We start from the raw sequence: 18,466 nt of genomic DNA on the forward strand, positions 1-18,466 counted from the left end.
GGCGTTAACAGATCTATGTAATATTTAGCCCTTAAAACTATTGGCAAGTATCTGAATAACGCTCAGCACTTCCAAAGAATGATTTACCCTGATTGTCCACGATGTCTACATACAGATCTGGTTTAACTGGAGCATTGGCGAATACAGAGCAATAAAACGGATGAATCTTTTCATTCACAAAGCGGTTTAAAGAGTCAGTTTCATCAGAAGAGTATTTATCTGCAGTTTTGCTAGACATCTGAACGTTAATATTAAAGTGTTTTGAATACTTCACTTTTTTAAGTACCGCACCAGTTTCAATCTGGTACGGTGTTTTAGTGTTAAGTAAACGCTCAACTTTACGTTTGTTTTCAGCAGTAGGAGAAAGCGCAACAGCAGATTTTAAGCTGTTTGTATTCAGGTTATTTAAAGAACTATTAGCTAAAACAGCGCACGACATAGACACTGAGATTATTGCAACTGCAGATAGTTTTAGTGTTTTGAATACGTTCATGTTTAACGACTTTCCTGTATATACTTAAATTATATACTTAATATACGATATTTGATTTTTTTGGAATTTTAATCTTATTTGATTTTGTTAATCGGTATATACCAATAAGATTGTTTATACGCAATTTAGCAAGAATCGCCCCCTTGTTTGGGGTTACAATTATTGTAATTTACAGATTGTTGATACAGGAAACCGATATGTCTGAAGAAGTAAAATACGAAGACCGTGTACGTGCTGCATACCGTTCTGCTCAAGGCAATGTAGCTCAAGAGTTCTCCCCTCACATTGTTAAAGCATGTGAAGCATCATCAAACGCACGTATGGAGCGCTTAGCAACTGGTCAAACAACATTTGACGAGGAAGAAGCTGCATTGATGAAGAAATGGAATGCACTTAAAAACAAAGCCTAATCATCGCGAATACAACCTAATCTAGCTTACAGCGGATTACCAAACCCAATCACTCATAAGTAGAACAATATGGACGATAAACTTGAGTTTTATTTAGATGCGAAAGACATCTTATCTCAACCTACCAGTTGCCAAGCGCAAGGCGACTATAAAAAGGCACTGGAAAAAGAAATCACGGAACATCGAATAGCGAAAATGGAAATTTCGCCGTTACGTGGCAATTACGATCTCGACCACCTCTCTAAAATCCATGAAAAAATCTTTGAGCATATTTACGATTGGGCTGGAGAAGTGCGTCTGGACGACATTTCTAAACGTGCGATCGACCCGAACGGTAATTATGAAATCGGTCATTTCCTAGATAAAAACCTGATCCCTGATGAACTGAATAAGTTCTCACAGGCGGTTAAAGAAAAAGACCACCTGAAAGGTTTGGACAAAGACCAGTTTGTGCAAGAGTTCACTCAGCTTTATGCCAAGTTAAATGAAGCTCACCCTTTTGAAGAGGGTAACGGTCGCGCTGCTAAACTGATGATGAACCAGCTGGCGAATGATGCTGGTTACACCATGGTATATAGCAAGGTCGCCGTATCAGATTGGAACTATGCGTTTAAACGTTCACTGACAGATCAAGAGCTTTATGTCGGTGAAAACTATGAAAACCTAGAACCGATGGAACAAGACCTCTCTTACCTTTTAAAAGTCATGGACAATATCATTGAACCATACGATCTAGTCCTGAAGCTTGAAAATACTGAAGAACAAGAGCAAGAACAGGAAAATGACCAGGATAAATCAAATGATGATGATTCACCGAGTTACGGATAATTAGATTAATCTGTATACGATAGCTTTTAATTGATTAAAAGATTCTTGAAAAAAGAATCTTTTTTTTGAGAAAAATTTATAATGAAGTGACTCAGATTAAAATAAAACCTTAGGAAAATATTGTCCGAAACTTGGAGATGAATAATGAATAACGCAGCACATCAATTTGCAAATAAAGTGGTCGCTCAATACCAATTTACAAACGGAAGTGATTCAAGTCTGAATCATTTAATTATCGGCAACAGCACCGCAGAAATTATCGACACCTTAATTTATATGCTTTTCTCAAGCCATGCTGAAACCTATGACGATGGCGTTGTTTGGTTTAAATCAGTGGACGCAATTAATGTTGAGAAGTCTTACATTACTTACAACAGTCGTGAAAACTGCATTTTTGCTTATTTTGTGTTTGATAAAAATCCATTAATGCTGAAAACAACCACATTGCATATTGATAATGTTTGTTACTTTGGATGTGAAAGCGACACCACCAATAAAACCATCGAATTTTTAGAAAAATTCAAAGTTCGTGTATCCCTTGCTAAAGAGTGCCACAAGTTCAAATTCAATACTGAGCATCATGAAACCTTGATGCATGAAACCATCAAAACCTTAAAAACTATCTATGAAGAACATAACGACATGGATGCCGAAAAGTTATCTCAACACCATGACACAACTCATTTAGTTAACACATTTCTTGCTTAACCGTACACCATACAATAAACAAAACCCGAAAAAGGATATAACAATGCTATTAGGCGCTTTAAAACAATCTCTAAGCTCAGTCATCGACATGAACCGCTACACCGCCCTTTGCTCACATGTGGAGGGTGAAAACTTGCCGTTATGCGCTCAATTTCGTGTACTTAAATATATCTTTGGTGTGCATGGTCTAAGCGCACTTAAAAATTACAAAGAAGTTGAACACATTGACGAAGCCTTTTTGAAAAAACACTTCCTACGCATGATGAACTATGACTTTGAAGCAGTCATATACCTTGCTATGGTCGGCATGCGCGAACTTATCTTAGAAGCTGATGCTTTTGACCATGACGGCGAACAAAACACCCAAAATGAGCTTAAACAAGCATTCCAATACGTTTCAGAAAATGACGTTCGTAATTTTGCTTATGTCACTCACATGGGCTATTCAGAAAAGTATTTCAACTGGAATATCATTCGCCACCAGTCTAAAGATGAAGCGGATAATCCCCTCACCTTTTGGTTATTTAAGAATGCAATGTATTCACTATTTTTCAACTTAGCCAATCGGAAATAATGCCCCAACTCATTAAGAGTATTTAAGTCCGAACTTAAGTACTCTTTTTTTTTGCATTAGAAAAATAGACCGGTATATACGCCGTCTAAGCATGGCTTAAAACGTATACGATGATTTTAATTGATTAAAAATATTTCAAATATCCATTACGTGTTTTAGGTCGGTTAATTAATTCCAATAAAGTTATTCATTAGTATTTTTTAAATAAAATGGTTCTATCGAAAGCAATTGCTTAAAACTTGGAGTCCTGTAATGAATCAACTTGATAAGCTAAATCATTTAAAAAATATCATCAAGCAAGTACCACATGAGCGTTTTGATCTGGATTTATGGCGCACGATCCCTGGTACCGACAATATGACTTTTGCTCAACTTATAAATAGTGATGCTAATTGTTGCGTCATAGGTTGGGCGACAGCTGATGAAACATTTAAAAGACTTAACTTCATGATGTTAGACGGCGTTCCCCTTTATGCACCATTCCGTGCGAATACTGGTGAGCCATTCACTTATGAAGAACTCAAAACAAATGTTGTTTATCGCGGTTCTGAAGCAGTACGTGAGTTTTTTGGACTCAATTATGAAGATGTCGATCATATTATTTTTGACAGCAACTACGCTTTTGAAGACCGAATCAAAGACGAGATTATTCATCATATCAACCAAGTTATTAATTGCGTGAACATCCGTCCACAAGACCTTGACCACTTGTTATCTAGCTCAATTGTTGCACTGGATAAAGAAGTCCGTGAGTTCACTTTAAATGATGATGAAGTCCGTGAAATATCTGTTGTGGTTGATTGCTTCAATAAGTTTTTCCCCGATGGTGCTTATCTTGAGTTTGTTGCTACGGTCAACGTACCAGGTGATTGTGATCCACTGGAATACATCGCCAGCAATTACAACATTAAAGAGCCATTAGCTTTCGTTCCTAAGCCGAATGAAGCATTAGAAGAATATCTGGAAACATACCCGATCGAACATCTCATGCATAACTGGCAAGAGGATTTCATTTCGCCGTATGACGAAATCATTAATCAACGTTTAACGCATATCGCATTGCAAAATTTAAATAGCGCAAAAGTAGTTCAATAAGGAAACCTACCCATGACAATTGAAAATCCGCAACTCGTCAGTGCCATCAACGAACTTGGCTTTTACTTGCCACAGCAAGTACAACAGATACCGAACACCACAGAAGCCGGTTTTCGTGTGTATGTGATCGATACAGCAAAACATACCAACATCGAGGCACTAATTAGTGCTATTGAGAATGTCAGTATCACTTCACAGCCCTTTTCTTTTCAAGATGATTACGACATGGGCGTGTTTTTTGAGGGATTTAGTTTCTTCTTGCCTATGCTCATTACACAAGACAGTGATGCACCTTTACCACTGTTCTTAATTCAACTGGATTTGTAATTCCAACAGCGGTACGTGCGCCAATATGTACCGCTACCCCTTTTGGCACACCGCCTAAAACTTGGAGCAGATATGAACAAAGCAACGACCGTTGAGCGTTTAGAAAAGCTGATTGAGCTAGTGATCGAGGTCATTCCTGATGAAAGCTTTGATTTCGACATTTGGCGTGATTATGACGCAAGCCATACAGAACAACACACCGATTTCTTTTCAGGTTTCACCACAGAAGAATTGTTAGATAAAAATATTGTAGGATGCCTGATTGGTTGGGCTACGTCTGTCGAGTATTTCCAAAATCTAGGTTTCAATTTTCATGGTTGTGTTGGGCCAATCTTCATGTATGAAAAAATACTCAGCAATGAAGAGCTAAAAGATGCGCCTGTTGTCACTGTACCAGTCGTTTACCAGTGGAAAGCAGTACGTGAGTTTTTTGGCATCACTCAGGAAGATGCTTTGGTGATGTTTAGCTATGACAATTACGACCAGGCCAAAATTGATAAGGACACAATGATTCGATTTATTGAACGCATCATCCAAAAATATAAGTAACCACCGAAACGGCGCAATGCCGTTTTGCTAGACGTTATAACCGCTTACGATGATTTTAATTGGTTAAAATATTTTCAATATTTTTAAATTTTGAGAAAAGTTTTTCCCCTGGTACACCCCTCTATACTTAATCCATAGCAAGCAAGGCACAAAGCCTTAAATCTGGAGTAAGTCGAGTGAATACAGCGCATAAGTACGATGATCAAGTCATCATCCCAACAATAGCCGGGCAACTGGAGTTGCTGTCTGGTACCGATCTAAACAAAGAACTGGCTGAGCATGTTTTTCATGAAGCACCAGACATCGATCTAAGTATCTATGACATTTTTATTGTCTGCTTAAGTGGCGGTAAGGATTCGATTGCAGCGTATTTGCGCTTACTGGAGGCTGGAGTAGATAAAAGCAAAATTGAGCTTTGGCACCACAAAATTGATGAAGAAAACCAGCCGTTCATGGATTGGGTGTTCATGGAAAACTATACCAAAGCATTCGCTCAGGCATTCGACACACCATTGTACTTCAGTTGGCTCGAGGGCGGTTTCCTTGGCGAAATGCTCAAAGAAAACAGCTACTCAAAACCCCACTTCGTAGAAACACCAGAGGGCTTAATTAAGCTTGAACGCGACAACAACCGCAGTAAAACAGGCACACGCTTGAAGTTCCCACAACAAGCAGCCAGCCTCATGACGCGCTGGTGTTCTTCAGCGTTAAAGATCGATGTCGGACGCAGAGCATTGAACAACCAAGAACGCTTTGACGGCAAGAACATTTGTTTTATCACTGGTGAACGCCGTGAAGAGTCACCAAACCGCAGTAAGTACAACCAGCTAGAACCGCACCCATGCGACCGTAGAAGCGGTAAGAAAGCAAGACGCGTTGACTGGTGGAAGAACGTGCTTCACTTCACTGAAGAGCAAGTATGGGAGTTACTGGAGAAGTACAAGGTTACTCCACCAGTGCCATATCGCTTAGGTTGGGGCCGTAGCTCATGCATGACCTGTATCTTCAACAGTCCTAAAATCTGGTCAACCATCAGCACCTACTACCCTGAACGCGCTCAGCTGATCGCTGGTTATGAACAAAAGTTTGATTGTACGATCAGTCGCTCAAAGATCGATGTCGTCAGTCTGAGCAATGGCATTGAGCCATTCGACATTCAGGATATGGAAGCACTGGTACAGTCCAAAATTGAAAGTTATTACCTACCAGTGTTCACGGATAACTGGACGGTTCCACCAGGCGCATTCAACAAGGAGGGTTGTGGATCGCTGTAAATTAGGGTGCCATTTGGCACCTTTTTAGGATGAAAACCGCAAGCGATGTTTTTTAATTGATTAAAAATGGTTTGGAATAATTTTGTTTTTGAATAAGTTTTTGACACCACCTGTCAGCATAAAATGATTTTAAACCAATCAATATGAGATGATGTTTATGACAACTTTAAACGAAACAATGCAAAAGTTCTGTAAAGCTAAGGCAATGATGACCTATTTAATGTCTGATGATCCTATCATTGATGAATCTGTCAGCCGTTACGAAAATTGGGCATTGGCTTATGACCTTTTTGTGAGTATTGGGCATCTGGATCTAGAACAAGTTGAGCAGATCTGGAATGAAAAAACCCATACCAATTTTGTGCTTTGGGGTGTAGTTGGTGAATGTTCAATAGAAGAAATTGTATCGTATGTGACAGAAGAATATGACGCTCAAGCTGTCACACTGGCGCAGATTAATGAATTACAAGACGGTAAAACACTGGCAGAAATCTAAAATCAACCTAAGGAATGAGTTATTAATTAAGTATTAATAGCTCATTTTTTATTGTCTGAAACTATACAACTACCACCTTGAATCATTTTCACAAGCATCGCCATCGCCGTCACCATCCATCATGGTATCTGGGCAGTTTTTCACAAACCAATCAGCTTCTTCTTTAGATCGCATTTGAGAGCAATGCTTACGACCATCGCACTTATAGGCTACTGGCTTTTGATATATAGCATTTGTAGTTTGATTATCTTTATATAGATATTTCTTTAATTGAATGCTACCTAGATATGCCACCCCAATAGCTATGCTAATAAAAATTATCCATAGATATAGTGGCAATGATTTTTGCTTGTCATGCGTTTGTTCATGGTCGGAATAGTAAACATGGATTGCCCTATTTTTATTTTCTTTTTTAACTACCTCGAAATAGACCTCTCGACCTACTATTGGCTGTTCGCCTTTCTGAAAATCCTTAATATGGAAAAATACATCACCAAAATTACTCGTAGATATAAAACCAAAACCACGCTCATTATTATATTTTTTAATTGTTCCTGTTAGTACCACCTAAAACCCCAAATATATATTAAAAGCTATATTAATTATATTTGTTAAACCTAAATAAATACTATCTTTTTTTTAAAAAATAGTTTTAAGGTTTATGGATTTATTATAATTAAAACATCAAAAGCAATTGCTTAAAACATGGAGTAGCTATTATGAATAATTTTTTCGCTGGTGCTGAAGTCATCACTGTTTTTTCTTTACAAGACGCTTTAGAAGAGGGCGTGATTCTTTGCCTTAGCGATAAAGAAGAACATGCCAAAGATTGCAAACAGTTCTATAAGTTCCCTGTTTATATTACAAGCAACTTGTATAACAAGCACCTGACAGCTGCAAAAGCAATTTTTCCGAATGGTACGGAAGCTGATGCTGAAAAAATCAATGATTTAATGGGATATACCATCTTTGATATGTTGAACATGAGCGTTCGTGGTTCAGTTGCACTTAATGACCAAAGCGTTAAGTTTAAATATGCTCTACAAGATACACCGCATACCTTTTCTGACACCTTAATCACCAATATTGCTACGGTTGGGCCTGGTGTGAATGGTGAGCCTATCATTACTTTTATGATGCCTGAAGACCAATAAACACAACACCTAGCATTGACCAAACAATGCTAGGTTTTTTTGAGATCCGAACGTTCATTGAGAGGTATAAAAAATTCAAATGGCGACTATGAAAATTGACAACCCTGACTTATTCGGCTTTGCAAATATGCAAGAAATAGAACAACAAAGAGAAAAAAACGAATTAAAACGTATAGAAACGATGAAGCTTGTCCGTTGTGACTGGTTTATCGCCGTGACATCTACTGGAGAGCTGTTTAAGTACAGTGAAAAAGTACCAGCAAAATATAAGGCGTTTAAAGGCATTAAATTATTCAAGTGCTGGAATGAAGCTACCGCGGATCTCGTGTTAAATGCCGTAAAAGGCGCAATCAAGCGTGATCATTACGAAGTGCCAGACGTTAAAAAAAGCAAAAAGCTTGCTGTTGATAGTTGGGTAAGAAACATTGATCTAAAGTTTCTACATTTGCCAGTCGGTCAACTCACCAACCTATACAGGGAACATCAGGAGCGTTTAAGACTGAAGCGTGAAAAAGCCAGACTTAAAGAAAATGAAAACACGTATGACGTAGAACCGCACTAATCACACCCACCAGGAATAAGCACCCATAGCTTATTCCTTTCATAAGATGATGGCCGTAAACGGTGTTTTTAATTGATTAAAAATAACTTGAAACCATGAGCCTATCAGCCGTAATACTTTTACTGAAAAGTTATACAGGCCACATGCACCGATATAATGAATACATCAAAGCTCATTGCTTAAAACTTGGAGATACGACAATGCAACTACAAAAATTTAATACTGGTACTGCTAATGTGCGCCACTTGCTACAAAGCTTCACCCAAGCGTATGACGGTTTACCAAGTTGCGTCATCAATGTGATTGGCGTAGCAACCAAAGCAGATCCGCAGTTTATTTTTAACATTGAACTGGATGTCATTTTATTTCACCAACACAAGTCACAAGCCTACTGCATTGAAGTCAATGCACCGTTACAGGTTCAAGCCATCGCAGACGCTCACGAATCATTTAGATTCAGTCCTGATGATTCTCATGCATTGATTGAGGGCGAAGTCATGGATGTGGCGATAAATTTACAACGCCAAGCCATTAATGACATGATTCAATATGATTTGCTGTCAGATGCAGAACTGGAAAAGTTCAATACATGGAATAAAGGTTTCGCCAGTGCATTACTGACAGAATGTTTTGAAGATGTCGCAGATTTTAATGCGCTGCATAGCTCACATTTTATGGCGAACACTGTTTATTTAAGACTGATTGAGTACTTTAAAAACAACCTGTCATAAGAAACCATTAAACAAATAGAGGGAGATCCAATAAAGGTCTACCCTCTTTTTTTTATGCCATTAGATTTAATGACGTATACGATGTTTTTTAATTGATTAAAAAATATTGAAATTTTTCATTGCCAGTTCCATAAGTAATTTGAGAAAAGTTTTTAAGGGATATTTCACAAATATAATTAATTCATACCTAAGCAATTGCTTAAAACTTGGAGTTGAAGATATGAAAAGCGTACTTGATTTTTTTACAAACCGTTCTAAAACATTAAACATTATTGTGAATCCTGAATTAAATACAGGTCATTCCCTTGCTGATTTTTCGTATAACGAAGAATTGCATCAAGACCTTAATGTATTAACGGTTATTCCGCTTGATCATTACGGAAACTTTCTATCTTTAACCCTTGATGATTGGAGCGTTATTACTTCAAAAGTTCAATTCCCTGAGCATCTTGATTTTAATCAATTACTCAGCATTTTTTGGGAAACACAACCCATTTTAGTTGTTACTGACATCGCACGTTCAGAAGTGCATGACAGCGACTTTTTTCAACAAAGCTTGGTCAAGCAAGTCAATCTTGCATATAGCCGAGATATTGCCAGTGAATATGCACCAGAAGATGTTCACTACATCTCTCAATCTTTTGATTTAGATAAGCTGATGCGTTGCGGTGTATATCTGCAAGGTCATTGCTATTCAGCTCATGATTTCGTCATTAACAACCATAACCTATTTGAAAAAGACAGCTTGATTGTGCCTGTTTTTAACATCCACTCGACACAAAAAGAACTGCAACAATTTTTAGTATTTGATCTGCAAGGTAAGTTTTTGGATTGCGTTGTTGGCACTGAAGTTTTGTACTAAGGAATATTGATCATGTCTAAAAAATACTTATTGATTGAATTGAGCTACGAAGCACCAAACAACACCAGTGCTGATGCTGTTTTGCACAATGTCTATATTGATATTAATCACCCTGAAAATCTGGCGATGTTTAGCGAGTCTTGCAAGAATCGCCATGAAATTAATGAAAACCTACCCATTTGCCAGTTAATCACTTCATGGGTTCGATTACTAGGGATCTTCACCATTCTGGACAATACAGATCAGGACAAAGAAACCCCTGTTCTCATTCAACTTGCTGACGGCGGTACTTTATCTATCGATGGTTGGGAAATTCTCGACCAAGAAACCAAAGATAGACGCTTGGCGTTAATGGACATTGAGCCAGATGAAGAACAAGACGTAGACGACCCTATTTTGTTCGCTCATGAGCATTCAGACTCAATCACACTCACCAAAGTCGAAAAGCCAGTAGCAGAAAGTGTATATGTCGCTACGCGTAACTCTTACAGCAACAACTTTGATTTAGTTCTTGAATGTATCTTGAATCCTGAAAAATATTACAGCCTATATCAAGGCTCATATGATGGCACTCATGTTCAAGTGATCCTGAATGACTTGGCACTACAGAGATGGATCCGTAAATTTGAACAACTCCTATAAGTGATATTCTGCTCCTCAAATGATGTTATAAACATCAATATATGGAGTATTTTATGGCACGTAGACCAAGAAGAAATCATTCAAATGATTTTAAAGCTAAGGTAGCACTTGCTGCGATTAAAGCAGAAAAAACACTTGCTGAATTGAGTGCTGAGTTTGATGTTCATCAAAACCAAATTATTGACTGGAAAAATCAATTGATCTCAGCTTCCTCGCAAGCTTTCGATCAATCAAAAGCTCCAACAGAACCACCCATCGATCTAAAAAAACTACATGCAAAAATCGGTGAGCAGGCATTAGAAATTGATTTTTTAGAAGGTGTGTTGAAGAAACTGGGCCGCTTCAACCACAAAAGTTAATCGACGACTCACTTCAGATTTCAGTATCTAAGCAAGCTAAGCTGCTGAAAGTCTCCCGTGGTTGTTATTACTATCGCCCAAAACCTGTGAGTGCATCAGATCTGAAGCTGATGCGATGTATTGATGAATTACATATGCAATATCCTTTTGCAGGCAGTCGTATGATGCGTGATTTGTTGAATCGTCAAGGACATCATATAGGACGACGTCATACACGTACTTTAATGAAGAAAATGGGTATTCAGGCGTTATATTGCAAACCAAATTTAAGCCAGGCTAATCAAGCTCACCGTAAATATCCATATCTGCTCAAAGGGTTGGCTATTCAGCGCAGTAATCAAGTGTGGTCTACGGATATAACGTATATCCCTATGGCAAAAGGCTTTGTTTATTTATGTGCTGTGATTGATTGGCATAGCCGCAAGGTACTTGCGCATAGGGTATCGATTAGTATGGAGGTGGATTTTTGTATTTCGGCTTTAAATGAAGCAATTGAAAAATATGGTCGACCTGAAATATTTAATACAGACCAAGGCAGCCAGTTTACCAGTGATGCATTTATTGATGTATTGAAATCAAATGGCATTCAAATCAGTATGGATGGTAAAGGTCGATGGGTAGATAATGTGATGGTTGAACGATTATGGCGGAGCGTTAAATATGAAGAGGTGTATCTCAAAGCTTATAGCAGTGTCACAGATGCGAAAAAGCAATTAAGTGCATATTTTGAGTTTTATAATTTGAAACGACCTCATTCGAGTCTAGACAAAATGACACCAAATGAGTTTTACTATGATCAGCTACCCCAACAAAACAAGGTGGCTTAACTAGAGCGGAATATCACTTATAAATACGCTTTTAGTTGTTCAAACAAGTGGGACCACCTCTCTACTACCATCATGTAAGACACATAAATCAGAAATTGGCGACTATGTAACATGCAATGTACTGGAGCTGTTCAAAGGCTCAATAGATGCGTATGGCGCAGAAAGTGAATTTATTGATTCATTCGTGCAACTCGACATTACACCGTACTTAGATAGCACACTGAAAATGGACTACACCGAATTGCAGTTTAGCTACCAGAGCAACGATCTCATTGCATTTTTTGGGAATGATCCATGTTCTTAACATGGATCTCTATAGAATAGGAGAAAATACAATGTCTGATCATATCTATAATTACATCATCGGCAGAATCGACAAAAGCCGTAAAATTATGGTTCTGGTGAACTACGAATCAAGATCCAATCTGGTGACTCAAGCACAGTTAATGAAAGTCCAATTCCCGAACCTCAATACCTTGAGAATGTTCCTGAATGACTTTGAGCCAACGGAAAAACATGTTATCCATTACTCGAAATACAGTAAAGAAATGCCATCAGGTGCAGATGGATATTTCCTATTTTCAGAACATGACCAACAATGGAATATTTTTGATCCAAAAGTTATAAATCGGTTTGTTCACATACACCAAGAAGCACCAGAGTTCGATAACTACCAAGATTATATCTGTTCTTGTGAAGTCAAAAACTCACCTACACTTAAAGCAAAACATAAAAAACAAGCATTTGTGCAGAAGATGATCTTCACTTCATTGGGTTTTGAGCGTTATTGCCATCATTGCAATGGCTATGAACCACTGGATCGCTTTTATTATCATTCTGATACCAAAACCTATGAAGCAGTTTGCAAGCCTTGTTATGTTCCTCATTACAAGCCTTACAAAATGAAAAAACGTATGACCAGTACGGTTGAAGAATATATTTAATCATTAACTAGAACTCAAAAAGATGGGCGAATTCAAACATGAGGTGCGACAGTTTCAAAAGCCATATGATAATCAACAAGCTGAGCAAATTTCTCTAATGGTGTAAGCCAATCTAACGCCTTTCTAGGACGAGTATTCAGTGACATGGCAACTTGATTTAAATAATGCTGATCTGCCTGATTTAAATCAATCCCTTTAGGTAAATATTGCCTAATTAAACCATTCATATTTTCGCATGTGCCTTTTTGCCAGGGTGAATGTGGGTCACAGAAATATACATCTATGCCTAAATCTTCTTCGAGTATTTTATGTTCTGACATCTCACGTCCACGGTCATAGGTCAACGTTTTACGCAGTTCTGCAGGTAAATATTTCAGAGCTTCAGTTAAAGCCTTGCGCACTGATTCTGCCTTTGCATCAGGTAATGTTGCCAAGATACAGAGCCGTGTATTTCGTTCAATAAGTGTTGCTATCGAACTTTTATTGTCTTTACCTTTAATTAAATCAGCTTCCCAATGACCCGGTATTTTTCTTTCTTGAACTTCGGCTGGGCGCTCATGAATAGTTTTAATATCCTGTAATATAGAATCTTTTTTAGGTTCACCGTTAGCTTTTCGCTTTTTATTTTCATGACGTAGACAGGATAATAAGTCTTTTTTCAACTCACCCTTGGGTAATGCTCGTATCGTTGAATAAATCGTTGTATGGCTTACATTCATTGTTTGATCCAAATCAGGAAATGTCTTTAAACGCTTTGCTATTTGCTGAGGAGACCATAAACAACGGATCGCTTCAACAATAAATTTCCAGAGGATTGAATCGATTTTGAGTTTTCTGTGACCACGTCTACGTCTAGCAAAAGTGTTATCAGAAGCATATTGAGCTTGATAAACGTCATTGATGCTATTTCTTTTAAGCTCACGATAGATCGTACTAGGATGTCTTTTAATAAGTTCAGCAAATTTTCTGGCTGAAAAGCCTTCTTTTCTTGACTCAAGCATTAATGCAGTACGATCTTCAAAGTTAAGATGATGGTATGACAATTTTATATACTCCATAAACCCTTTAAATTAATTAGGTGGTTTATGTCGCACTTCAAGTTTTACTCTGCCAAGTATTTTTAGATAATGCTTGGAATCAATTCAATTCATCAAGTTTTAAAAAATAATTCCTTTTGTCAGGTCTATCATTTTTTAAATGCTTTAAAAATATTTTCGCAGTTTCCTCCGATGCATCCTCTCTTAGGCAACGTTCAACAAAGGATATATCTACAAATTCATCTGCTAACCCAGCACGACCAAGATCTAAAAAATAAATTTCATTGAATTTATCTATAAAAATATTACTATCCGTGATATCGCCATGAGAAAAAACCAATCTTTCTTCAACACGAGTCTCGGTTAACTCATTCCATAGACTTAGGTAAGTTTTATGGTCTCCCCATAATTCAGTGTCAAAATCATCTTGATCTATATCGTCAAGGAGTTGGTTATCAATAAAAAATTTTGACTCTTTTAACCGATGATCAATGTTTGAAATAAATGGACAATCAATAATAGCAATTGAATTTAACAGATTGAGTGCCTCCTTATAGATAGCAAGCAATTCTTGGTCTGTTAAAAAAAGCGCTGAAATTGGTTTTGCATTGATCGCTTTAGTGATCATGAATTCAAACTGCTCATCCTGAAAAGTCATGATGAGTTCAGGCACCTTTAATTTCTCAGAGAGCCAACTCAACATTTTCGCTTCACGAGAGACACTGTATGTGGTCTCTGTATATAAAGTGCTAGATCGCTTAAGAAAAAAAGTTTCATTATTTCGATTAAAAGAATAAACATCCGATGGCGACTGACCAATTTTATTTGGCTCTAAAACGCTGTTTCCGATAAATTGTTGAATAATATTGGGCAATTCCATCAAGTTTTCCTTTTATTCAGCATTAAAAACCCCGCAAATGCGAGGCCTAGTAAATAGATGATCTTAATTTGGTTCACTGTAGCAAAAATATGGGGCGAATTCAAACATGAGGTGCGACAGTTTCAAAAGCCATATGATAATCAACAAGCTGAGCAAATTTCTCTAATGGTGTAAGCCAATCTAACGCCTTTCTAGGACGAGTATTCAGTGACATGGCAACTTGATTTAAATAATGCTGATCTGCCTGATTTAAATCAATCCCTTTAGGTAAATATTGCCTAATTAAACCATTCATATTTTCGCATGTGCCTTTTTGCCAGGGTGAATGTGGGTCACAGAAATATACATCTATGCCTAAATCTTCTTCGAGTATTTTATGTTCTGACATCTCACGTCCACGGTCATAGGTCAACGTTTTACGCAGTTCTGCAGGTAAATATTTCAGAGCTTCAGTTAAAGCCTTGCGCACTGATTCTGCCTTTGCATCAGGTAATGTTGCCAAGATACAGAGCCGTGTATTTCGTTCAATAAGTGTTGCTATCGAACTTTTATTGTCTTTACCTTTAATTAAATCAGCTTCCCAATGACCCGGTATTTTTCTTTCTTGAACTTCGGCTGGGCGCTCATGAATAGTTTTAATATCCTGTAATATAGAATCTTTTTTAGGTTCACCGTTAGCTTTTCGCTTTTTATTTTCATGACGTAGACAGGATAATAAGTCTTTTTTCAACTCACCCTTGGGTAATGCTCGTATCGTTGAATAAATCGTTGTATGGCTTACATTCATTGTTTGATCCAAATCAGGAAATGTCTTTAAACGCTTTGCTATTTGCTGAGGAGACCATAAACAACGGATCGCTTCAACAATAAATTTCCAGAGGATTGAATCGATTTTGAGTTTTCTGTGACCACGTCTACGTCTAGCAAAAGTGTTATCAGAAGCATATTGAGCTTGATAAACGTCATTGATGCTATTTCTTTTAAGCTCACGATAGATCGTACTAGGATGTCTTTTAATAAGTTCAGCAAATTTTCTGGCTGAAAAGCCTTCTTTTCTTGACTCAAGCATTAATGCAGTACGATCTTCAAAGTTAAGATGATGGTATGACAATTTTATATACTCCATAAACCCTTTAAATTAATTAGGTGGTTTATGTCGCACTTCAAGTTTTACTCTGCCATGGCAACTATTAATTATTGCCATCTTTTTTTGATATAGATCTATGTAATCAGGTTATTTTAATATGTGAGCCTTATTTTATTTAATTAAATATAAATAATTGATATTAGTTTTATTCAACGTATACGGTGATTTTAATTGATTAAAATATTTTAATTACTGAACCACTACCGTTGTTAAATTCAGCTTCATTAATATTTTAAGGAAAAAATTATAAACGCCACTTAATAACTATTATGGAATCTCAGATGTAGAGCACACGGCTCAAAACTTGGAGATTTTAAAATGTCACATTTCACAGTTGCAGTAGTTACCACCCCTGATGGTGATGTTGTAGATGCCCTAGAACCATTTTACGAATTTGAATGCTCAGGCATTAAAAACAAATATTGCATTTCAGAATCATCATTGGACGAAATTAAAGACCAATACGAATCGACAGAAATCACTTTGATGAAAAACTCAAAGCCTATCATAGATGATGGTGAAGAACGCTATGCGTTTCTTGACGACCCTCGTTTCGTGCGTGATGCAACAGACTTAGAGCTTTATGCCATCAAAAACAACAAAGGTGATATTTTTGCTGACTTCCCGAACGGCGGTAAGCATTTATCAGTGGTACAGGTCAAAAACGATGATGGTACGTACTCAAGTCGCATTCGTGATTTAGGCATGTTCATTCAATGGCATCAAAAAGATGTGCCATGTACTGAAGTGTTTGAGCTTCAACAGTTCATTAACTGGTATAACGAAAAAGTTACGCCGACTGTTTTGACAGGTGAAAAACCTGATGAAAGTTGGACAGAATGGATAGAGCTTGATGCTGACGGTAAAGTGGTCGATTACTTCACCACCACCAACCCGAATCCGAAATACGATTGGTATGAAATCGGAGGACGTTGGAAAAACATGCTGTTGCGTCTTGATGGACGAAAAGTGGATAGCTGCCCGATTGGTGAGCTAGATTTTGAAACCGAAATCAACCGCTTAAAAACCGAAGCTAACCGTGTTTATGACTATTTTGAGAAGTGTATCGGTGATGCTTCACGTACTTGGCGGTCATGGGCTGATGTTTGGTCTGATGAATCAATCGAATCAGTGAACGATAAGCGTAATTTCTATCATAACCAAGATGCAATCTTATTAATGAAAGCCAGTGATACGGATAACCTGTTTGGCATATTCGGACATGAATTTGATGAATTTTTGGTGAGCCGTGAAGAATTCCTAGCTAAAAAATCAGCAAACCCATTCGGTACATACTGTTTCTTAGATGCGACCAGTGGTGATGAAATAGGCGACTGGACAGGTTCAGAGTGTGGCATGTTTGGACTGGATATTCGCAAGGAAGAAGATTGGGAAAACAAAAACCAAGCCTTGCTCAAGAGCTTTCCAAGCGACTATATAATCACGATTGTTGATTGCCATATCTAAAACCCAAACAGGGATAAGCGTAAAACCTTATCCCTTTTCTTTTGGGTATTTTTTAAAATGCATTCGATGTTTTTTTAATTGATTAAAAAGGTTTTGAATTTTTAAATTTTAAGAAAAATTAAACAGCTATTGCGCTTTGTATAATGAATATAGATTTAATCACTATCCTAAAGGGCTTTTAATATGTGGAATACATTAGTTTTAATTCGTAAAACCGCAACGTCAAAAGAAATAAAAGACAAAGCTGATATGTATTTAAGCCAGTTAAATACTGCAACCATTTCAGCATCTCTTAAAGCTGAAATACTCTCTTTTATCGAATCTGTTTTAAACGATTAATCAACTTAGGCTCAACGCCTACAACTTGGAGAAACCCCATGAATTACTACAACACATTCACCATTCCATGCAATTTTAAAGTACAGCACATTGAAGATGGTCAATTTGTCGTGTTTTTTGCTGATGGCACTCAGTTAAGTTACCAGATTGAAAACACCAGTAAGGTTAAATGGATTGAACCTGAAGCATTCAGTTTAGAGCAAGTACGCCTAAGCTCAAAAGAGCCAATCAATGCCGATGATATTGACATCATTAAGTATGCTTCATACCGCTTAATTGCTGACACGCCATTGATTGATGATGATGGTAGCAATCCTGAACCTGATTGCCTTTACTGCAAAAAATCTAGTGACACTCTTAACAGCCTCATACTTCAAGTCACTGAAGCACATACCCTCTCATGTTGGCTACTGACATCAAACGGCGTTCATATCCTAGATATTAATGAATTGACTGAAGCTTAATAACAACAACCAGTGAAGCATGTCTATTGCTTCACTGGTTGGCAGTTGAAAACCGCATTCGATGTTTTTTAATTGATTAAAAAAAGGTTTAGAAATTTGGTTGTGGCCAGCGCTAGATCTGGCGCACCAGGATCAATGCTTATTTGTATGGTACCTTAATTGCTTCCATCATTTTAATAGCATCCTCATTACTATTTTTAGCTGCTATCTGTTAAAAGTCGCAGCAAGGACCAGTAAAACAATAATAAAAATAAATAATTTTAAAAAAGTTTTTGGTTTAGGTTCTATCTTAAAATA

At 37.3% G+C, this 18,466-nt stretch carries 24 protein-coding genes; 19 read left to right on the forward strand and 5 right to left on the reverse strand.

Features of this window, described 5'->3' with window-relative positions:
* Nucleotides 1–37: 37 nt before the first annotated feature.
* A complete protein-coding gene (locus DJ533_RS00920; protein WP_065995440.1) occupies nt 38–493 on the reverse strand; it encodes a hypothetical protein in 456 nt (151 codons plus the stop codon).
* A 197-nt stretch (nt 494–690) separates the two neighbouring features.
* On the opposite strand from DJ533_RS00920, the gene DJ533_RS00925 reads away from it, so the two are divergent.
* The 9 genes from DJ533_RS00925 to DJ533_RS00965 all read left to right on the forward strand — a co-directional run bounded on the left by DJ533_RS00925 (nt 691) and on the right by DJ533_RS00965 (nt 6,754).
* A complete protein-coding gene (locus DJ533_RS00925) occupies nt 691–903 on the forward strand; it encodes a hypothetical protein (protein WP_005006071.1) in 213 nt (70 codons plus the stop codon).
* A 69-nt stretch (nt 904–972) separates the two neighbouring features.
* Nucleotides 973–1,731: a Fic/DOC family protein gene (locus DJ533_RS00930; RefSeq protein WP_005006069.1), complete on the forward strand. Its 759-nt coding sequence runs from the start codon at nt 973–975 to the stop codon at nt 1,729–1,731.
* A 144-nt stretch (nt 1,732–1,875) separates the two neighbouring features.
* Nucleotides 1,876–2,439 carry a hypothetical protein gene (locus DJ533_RS00935; RefSeq protein WP_005006063.1) on the forward strand — a complete coding sequence of 188 codons (564 nt, stop codon included), beginning with the start codon at nt 1,876–1,878 and terminating at the stop codon, nt 2,437–2,439.
* 43 nt (nt 2,440–2,482) lie between these two features.
* Complete coding sequence (locus DJ533_RS00940; protein ID WP_065995439.1) at nt 2,483–3,013, forward strand: hypothetical protein; 531 nt, start codon at nt 2,483–2,485, stop codon at nt 3,011–3,013.
* 252 nt (nt 3,014–3,265) lie between these two features.
* Nucleotides 3,266–4,108 carry a hypothetical protein gene (locus tag DJ533_RS00945; protein ID WP_024160756.1) on the forward strand — a complete coding sequence of 281 codons (843 nt, stop codon included), beginning with the start codon at nt 3,266–3,268 and terminating at the stop codon, nt 4,106–4,108.
* A gap of 12 nt (nt 4,109–4,120) precedes the next feature.
* Nucleotides 4,121–4,435 carry a hypothetical protein gene (locus DJ533_RS00950; protein WP_024160757.1) on the forward strand — a complete coding sequence of 105 codons (315 nt, stop codon included), beginning with the start codon at nt 4,121–4,123 and terminating at the stop codon, nt 4,433–4,435.
* A gap of 72 nt (nt 4,436–4,507) precedes the next feature.
* Nucleotides 4,508–4,984: a hypothetical protein gene (locus DJ533_RS00955; RefSeq protein WP_065995438.1), complete on the forward strand. Its 477-nt coding sequence runs from the start codon at nt 4,508–4,510 to the stop codon at nt 4,982–4,984.
* Nucleotides 4,985–5,160: 176 nt separating this feature from the next.
* Complete coding sequence (locus DJ533_RS00960) at nt 5,161–6,258, forward strand: adenine nucleotide alpha hydrolase family protein (RefSeq protein ID WP_024160758.1); 1,098 nt, start codon at nt 5,161–5,163, stop codon at nt 6,256–6,258.
* 157 nt (nt 6,259–6,415) lie between these two features.
* On the forward strand, nt 6,416–6,754 hold the full coding sequence (locus DJ533_RS00965) for a hypothetical protein (RefSeq protein ID WP_024160759.1): 339 nt from the start codon (nt 6,416–6,418) through the stop codon (nt 6,752–6,754).
* A gap of 69 nt (nt 6,755–6,823) precedes the next feature.
* Here DJ533_RS00965 and DJ533_RS00970 read toward each other — a convergent pair whose 3' ends face one another.
* The gene (locus tag DJ533_RS00970) at nt 6,824–7,321 is read right to left on the reverse strand and encodes a cold shock domain-containing protein (RefSeq protein ID WP_024160760.1); all 498 of its coding nucleotides are present in this window, start codon (nt 7,319–7,321) and stop codon (nt 6,824–6,826) included.
* 152 nt (nt 7,322–7,473) lie between these two features.
* On the opposite strand from DJ533_RS00970, the gene DJ533_RS00975 reads away from it, so the two are divergent.
* The 7 genes from DJ533_RS00975 (at nt 7,474) to DJ533_RS01010 (ending at nt 12,835) form a co-directional block, all read left to right on the forward strand.
* A complete protein-coding gene (locus DJ533_RS00975) occupies nt 7,474–7,908 on the forward strand; it encodes a DUF6573 family protein (RefSeq protein WP_005006045.1) in 435 nt (144 codons plus the stop codon).
* An 88-nt stretch (nt 7,909–7,996) separates the two neighbouring features.
* Nucleotides 7,997–8,470, forward strand: coding sequence for a hypothetical protein (locus DJ533_RS00980; protein ID WP_227504915.1), 474 nt, complete (start codon nt 7,997–7,999; stop codon nt 8,468–8,470).
* Between the two features lie 200 nt (nt 8,471–8,670).
* Complete coding sequence (locus DJ533_RS00985) at nt 8,671–9,201, forward strand: hypothetical protein (RefSeq protein WP_024160762.1); 531 nt, start codon at nt 8,671–8,673, stop codon at nt 9,199–9,201.
* Between the two features lie 220 nt (nt 9,202–9,421).
* Nucleotides 9,422–10,063, forward strand: a complete 642-nt coding sequence (locus DJ533_RS00990) for a hypothetical protein (RefSeq protein WP_024160763.1) — start codon at nt 9,422–9,424, stop codon at nt 10,061–10,063.
* A gap of 12 nt (nt 10,064–10,075) precedes the next feature.
* Nucleotides 10,076–10,705: a hypothetical protein gene (locus DJ533_RS00995; RefSeq protein ID WP_228716460.1), complete on the forward strand. Its 630-nt coding sequence runs from the start codon at nt 10,076–10,078 to the stop codon at nt 10,703–10,705.
* A gap of 53 nt (nt 10,706–10,758) precedes the next feature.
* A protein-coding gene (locus DJ533_RS01000; RefSeq protein WP_223155595.1) for an IS3-like element ISAba14 family transposase occupies nt 10,759–11,891 on the forward strand; the annotation gives its coding sequence in 2 pieces (ribosomal slippage) (nt 10,759–11,011 and nt 11,011–11,891; 1,134 coding nt in all).
* 335 nt (nt 11,892–12,226) lie between these two features.
* Complete coding sequence (locus DJ533_RS01010) at nt 12,227–12,835, forward strand: hypothetical protein (protein ID WP_024160765.1); 609 nt, start codon at nt 12,227–12,229, stop codon at nt 12,833–12,835.
* Between the two features lie 32 nt (nt 12,836–12,867).
* Here DJ533_RS01010 and DJ533_RS01015 read toward each other — a convergent pair whose 3' ends face one another.
* The 3 genes from DJ533_RS01015 to DJ533_RS01025 form a co-directional block, all read right to left on the reverse strand.
* On the reverse strand, nt 12,868–13,893 hold the full coding sequence (locus DJ533_RS01015) for an IS30-like element ISAba125 family transposase (RefSeq protein WP_001988464.1): 1,026 nt from the start codon (nt 13,891–13,893) through the stop codon (nt 12,868–12,870).
* 79 nt (nt 13,894–13,972) lie between these two features.
* On the reverse strand, nt 13,973–14,752 hold the full coding sequence (locus tag DJ533_RS01020; RefSeq protein ID WP_000422636.1) for an aminoglycoside O-phosphotransferase APH(3')-VIa: 780 nt from the start codon (nt 14,750–14,752) through the stop codon (nt 13,973–13,975).
* Between the two features lie 100 nt (nt 14,753–14,852).
* A complete protein-coding gene (locus DJ533_RS01025) occupies nt 14,853–15,878 on the reverse strand; it encodes an IS30-like element ISAba125 family transposase (RefSeq protein ID WP_001988464.1) in 1,026 nt (341 codons plus the stop codon).
* 339 nt (nt 15,879–16,217) lie between these two features.
* Here DJ533_RS01025 and DJ533_RS01030 point away from each other — a divergent pair, with 339 nt between their 5' ends.
* The 3 genes from DJ533_RS01030 (at nt 16,218) to DJ533_RS01040 (ending at nt 18,169) form a co-directional block, all read left to right on the forward strand.
* Nucleotides 16,218–17,366 (forward strand): hypothetical protein, encoded by a 1,149-nt coding sequence (locus DJ533_RS01030; RefSeq protein WP_058952573.1) that lies wholly within the window; start codon nt 16,218–16,220, stop codon nt 17,364–17,366.
* Between the two features lie 183 nt (nt 17,367–17,549).
* A complete protein-coding gene (locus tag DJ533_RS01035) occupies nt 17,550–17,705 on the forward strand; it encodes a hypothetical protein (protein WP_005006030.1) in 156 nt (51 codons plus the stop codon).
* Between the two features lie 38 nt (nt 17,706–17,743).
* Nucleotides 17,744–18,169, forward strand: a complete 426-nt coding sequence (locus DJ533_RS01040) for a hypothetical protein (RefSeq protein ID WP_033917496.1) — start codon at nt 17,744–17,746, stop codon at nt 18,167–18,169.
* The last annotated feature ends 297 nt before the right edge of the window (nt 18,170–18,466 follow it).

It is taken from the genome of Acinetobacter defluvii, assembly GCF_001704615.3.
GTDB lineage: Bacteria > Pseudomonadota > Gammaproteobacteria > Pseudomonadales > Moraxellaceae > Acinetobacter > Acinetobacter defluvii.

Bases quoted from the DNA above. Each gene is read 5' to 3' on its own strand.
- DJ533_RS00920 (WP_065995440.1), bottom strand. From the start codon at position 493: ATGAACGTATTCAAAACACTAAAACTATCTGCAGTTGCAATAATCTCA.
- DJ533_RS00925 (WP_005006071.1), top strand. From the start codon at position 691: ATGTCTGAAGAAGTAAAATACGAAGACCGTGTACGTGCTGCATACCGT.
- DJ533_RS00930 (WP_005006069.1), top strand. From the start codon at position 973: ATGGACGATAAACTTGAGTTTTATTTAGATGCGAAAGACATCTTATCT.
- DJ533_RS00935 (WP_005006063.1), top strand. From the start codon at position 1,876: ATGAATAACGCAGCACATCAATTTGCAAATAAAGTGGTCGCTCAATAC.
- DJ533_RS00940 (WP_065995439.1), top strand. From the start codon at position 2,483: ATGCTATTAGGCGCTTTAAAACAATCTCTAAGCTCAGTCATCGACATG.
- DJ533_RS00945 (WP_024160756.1), top strand. From the start codon at position 3,266: ATGAATCAACTTGATAAGCTAAATCATTTAAAAAATATCATCAAGCAA.
- DJ533_RS00950 (WP_024160757.1), top strand. From the start codon at position 4,121: ATGACAATTGAAAATCCGCAACTCGTCAGTGCCATCAACGAACTTGGC.
- DJ533_RS00955 (WP_065995438.1), top strand. From the start codon at position 4,508: ATGAACAAAGCAACGACCGTTGAGCGTTTAGAAAAGCTGATTGAGCTA.
- DJ533_RS00965 (WP_024160759.1), top strand. From the start codon at position 6,416: ATGACAACTTTAAACGAAACAATGCAAAAGTTCTGTAAAGCTAAGGCA.
- DJ533_RS00975 (WP_005006045.1), top strand. From the start codon at position 7,474: ATGAATAATTTTTTCGCTGGTGCTGAAGTCATCACTGTTTTTTCTTTA.
- DJ533_RS00980 (WP_227504915.1), top strand. From the start codon at position 7,997: ATGAAAATTGACAACCCTGACTTATTCGGCTTTGCAAATATGCAAGAA.
- DJ533_RS00985 (WP_024160762.1), top strand. From the start codon at position 8,671: ATGCAACTACAAAAATTTAATACTGGTACTGCTAATGTGCGCCACTTG.
- DJ533_RS00990 (WP_024160763.1), top strand. From the start codon at position 9,422: ATGAAAAGCGTACTTGATTTTTTTACAAACCGTTCTAAAACATTAAAC.
- DJ533_RS00995 (WP_228716460.1), top strand. From the start codon at position 10,076: ATGTCTAAAAAATACTTATTGATTGAATTGAGCTACGAAGCACCAAAC.
- DJ533_RS01010 (WP_024160765.1), top strand. From the start codon at position 12,227: ATGTCTGATCATATCTATAATTACATCATCGGCAGAATCGACAAAAGC.
- DJ533_RS01015 (WP_001988464.1), bottom strand. From the start codon at position 13,893: ATGGAGTATATAAAATTGTCATACCATCATCTTAACTTTGAAGATCGT.
- DJ533_RS01020 (WP_000422636.1), bottom strand. From the start codon at position 14,752: ATGGAATTGCCCAATATTATTCAACAATTTATCGGAAACAGCGTTTTA.
- DJ533_RS01025 (WP_001988464.1), bottom strand. From the start codon at position 15,878: ATGGAGTATATAAAATTGTCATACCATCATCTTAACTTTGAAGATCGT.
- DJ533_RS01030 (WP_058952573.1), top strand. From the start codon at position 16,218: ATGTCACATTTCACAGTTGCAGTAGTTACCACCCCTGATGGTGATGTT.
- DJ533_RS01035 (WP_005006030.1), top strand. From the start codon at position 17,550: ATGTGGAATACATTAGTTTTAATTCGTAAAACCGCAACGTCAAAAGAA.
- DJ533_RS01040 (WP_033917496.1), top strand. From the start codon at position 17,744: ATGAATTACTACAACACATTCACCATTCCATGCAATTTTAAAGTACAG.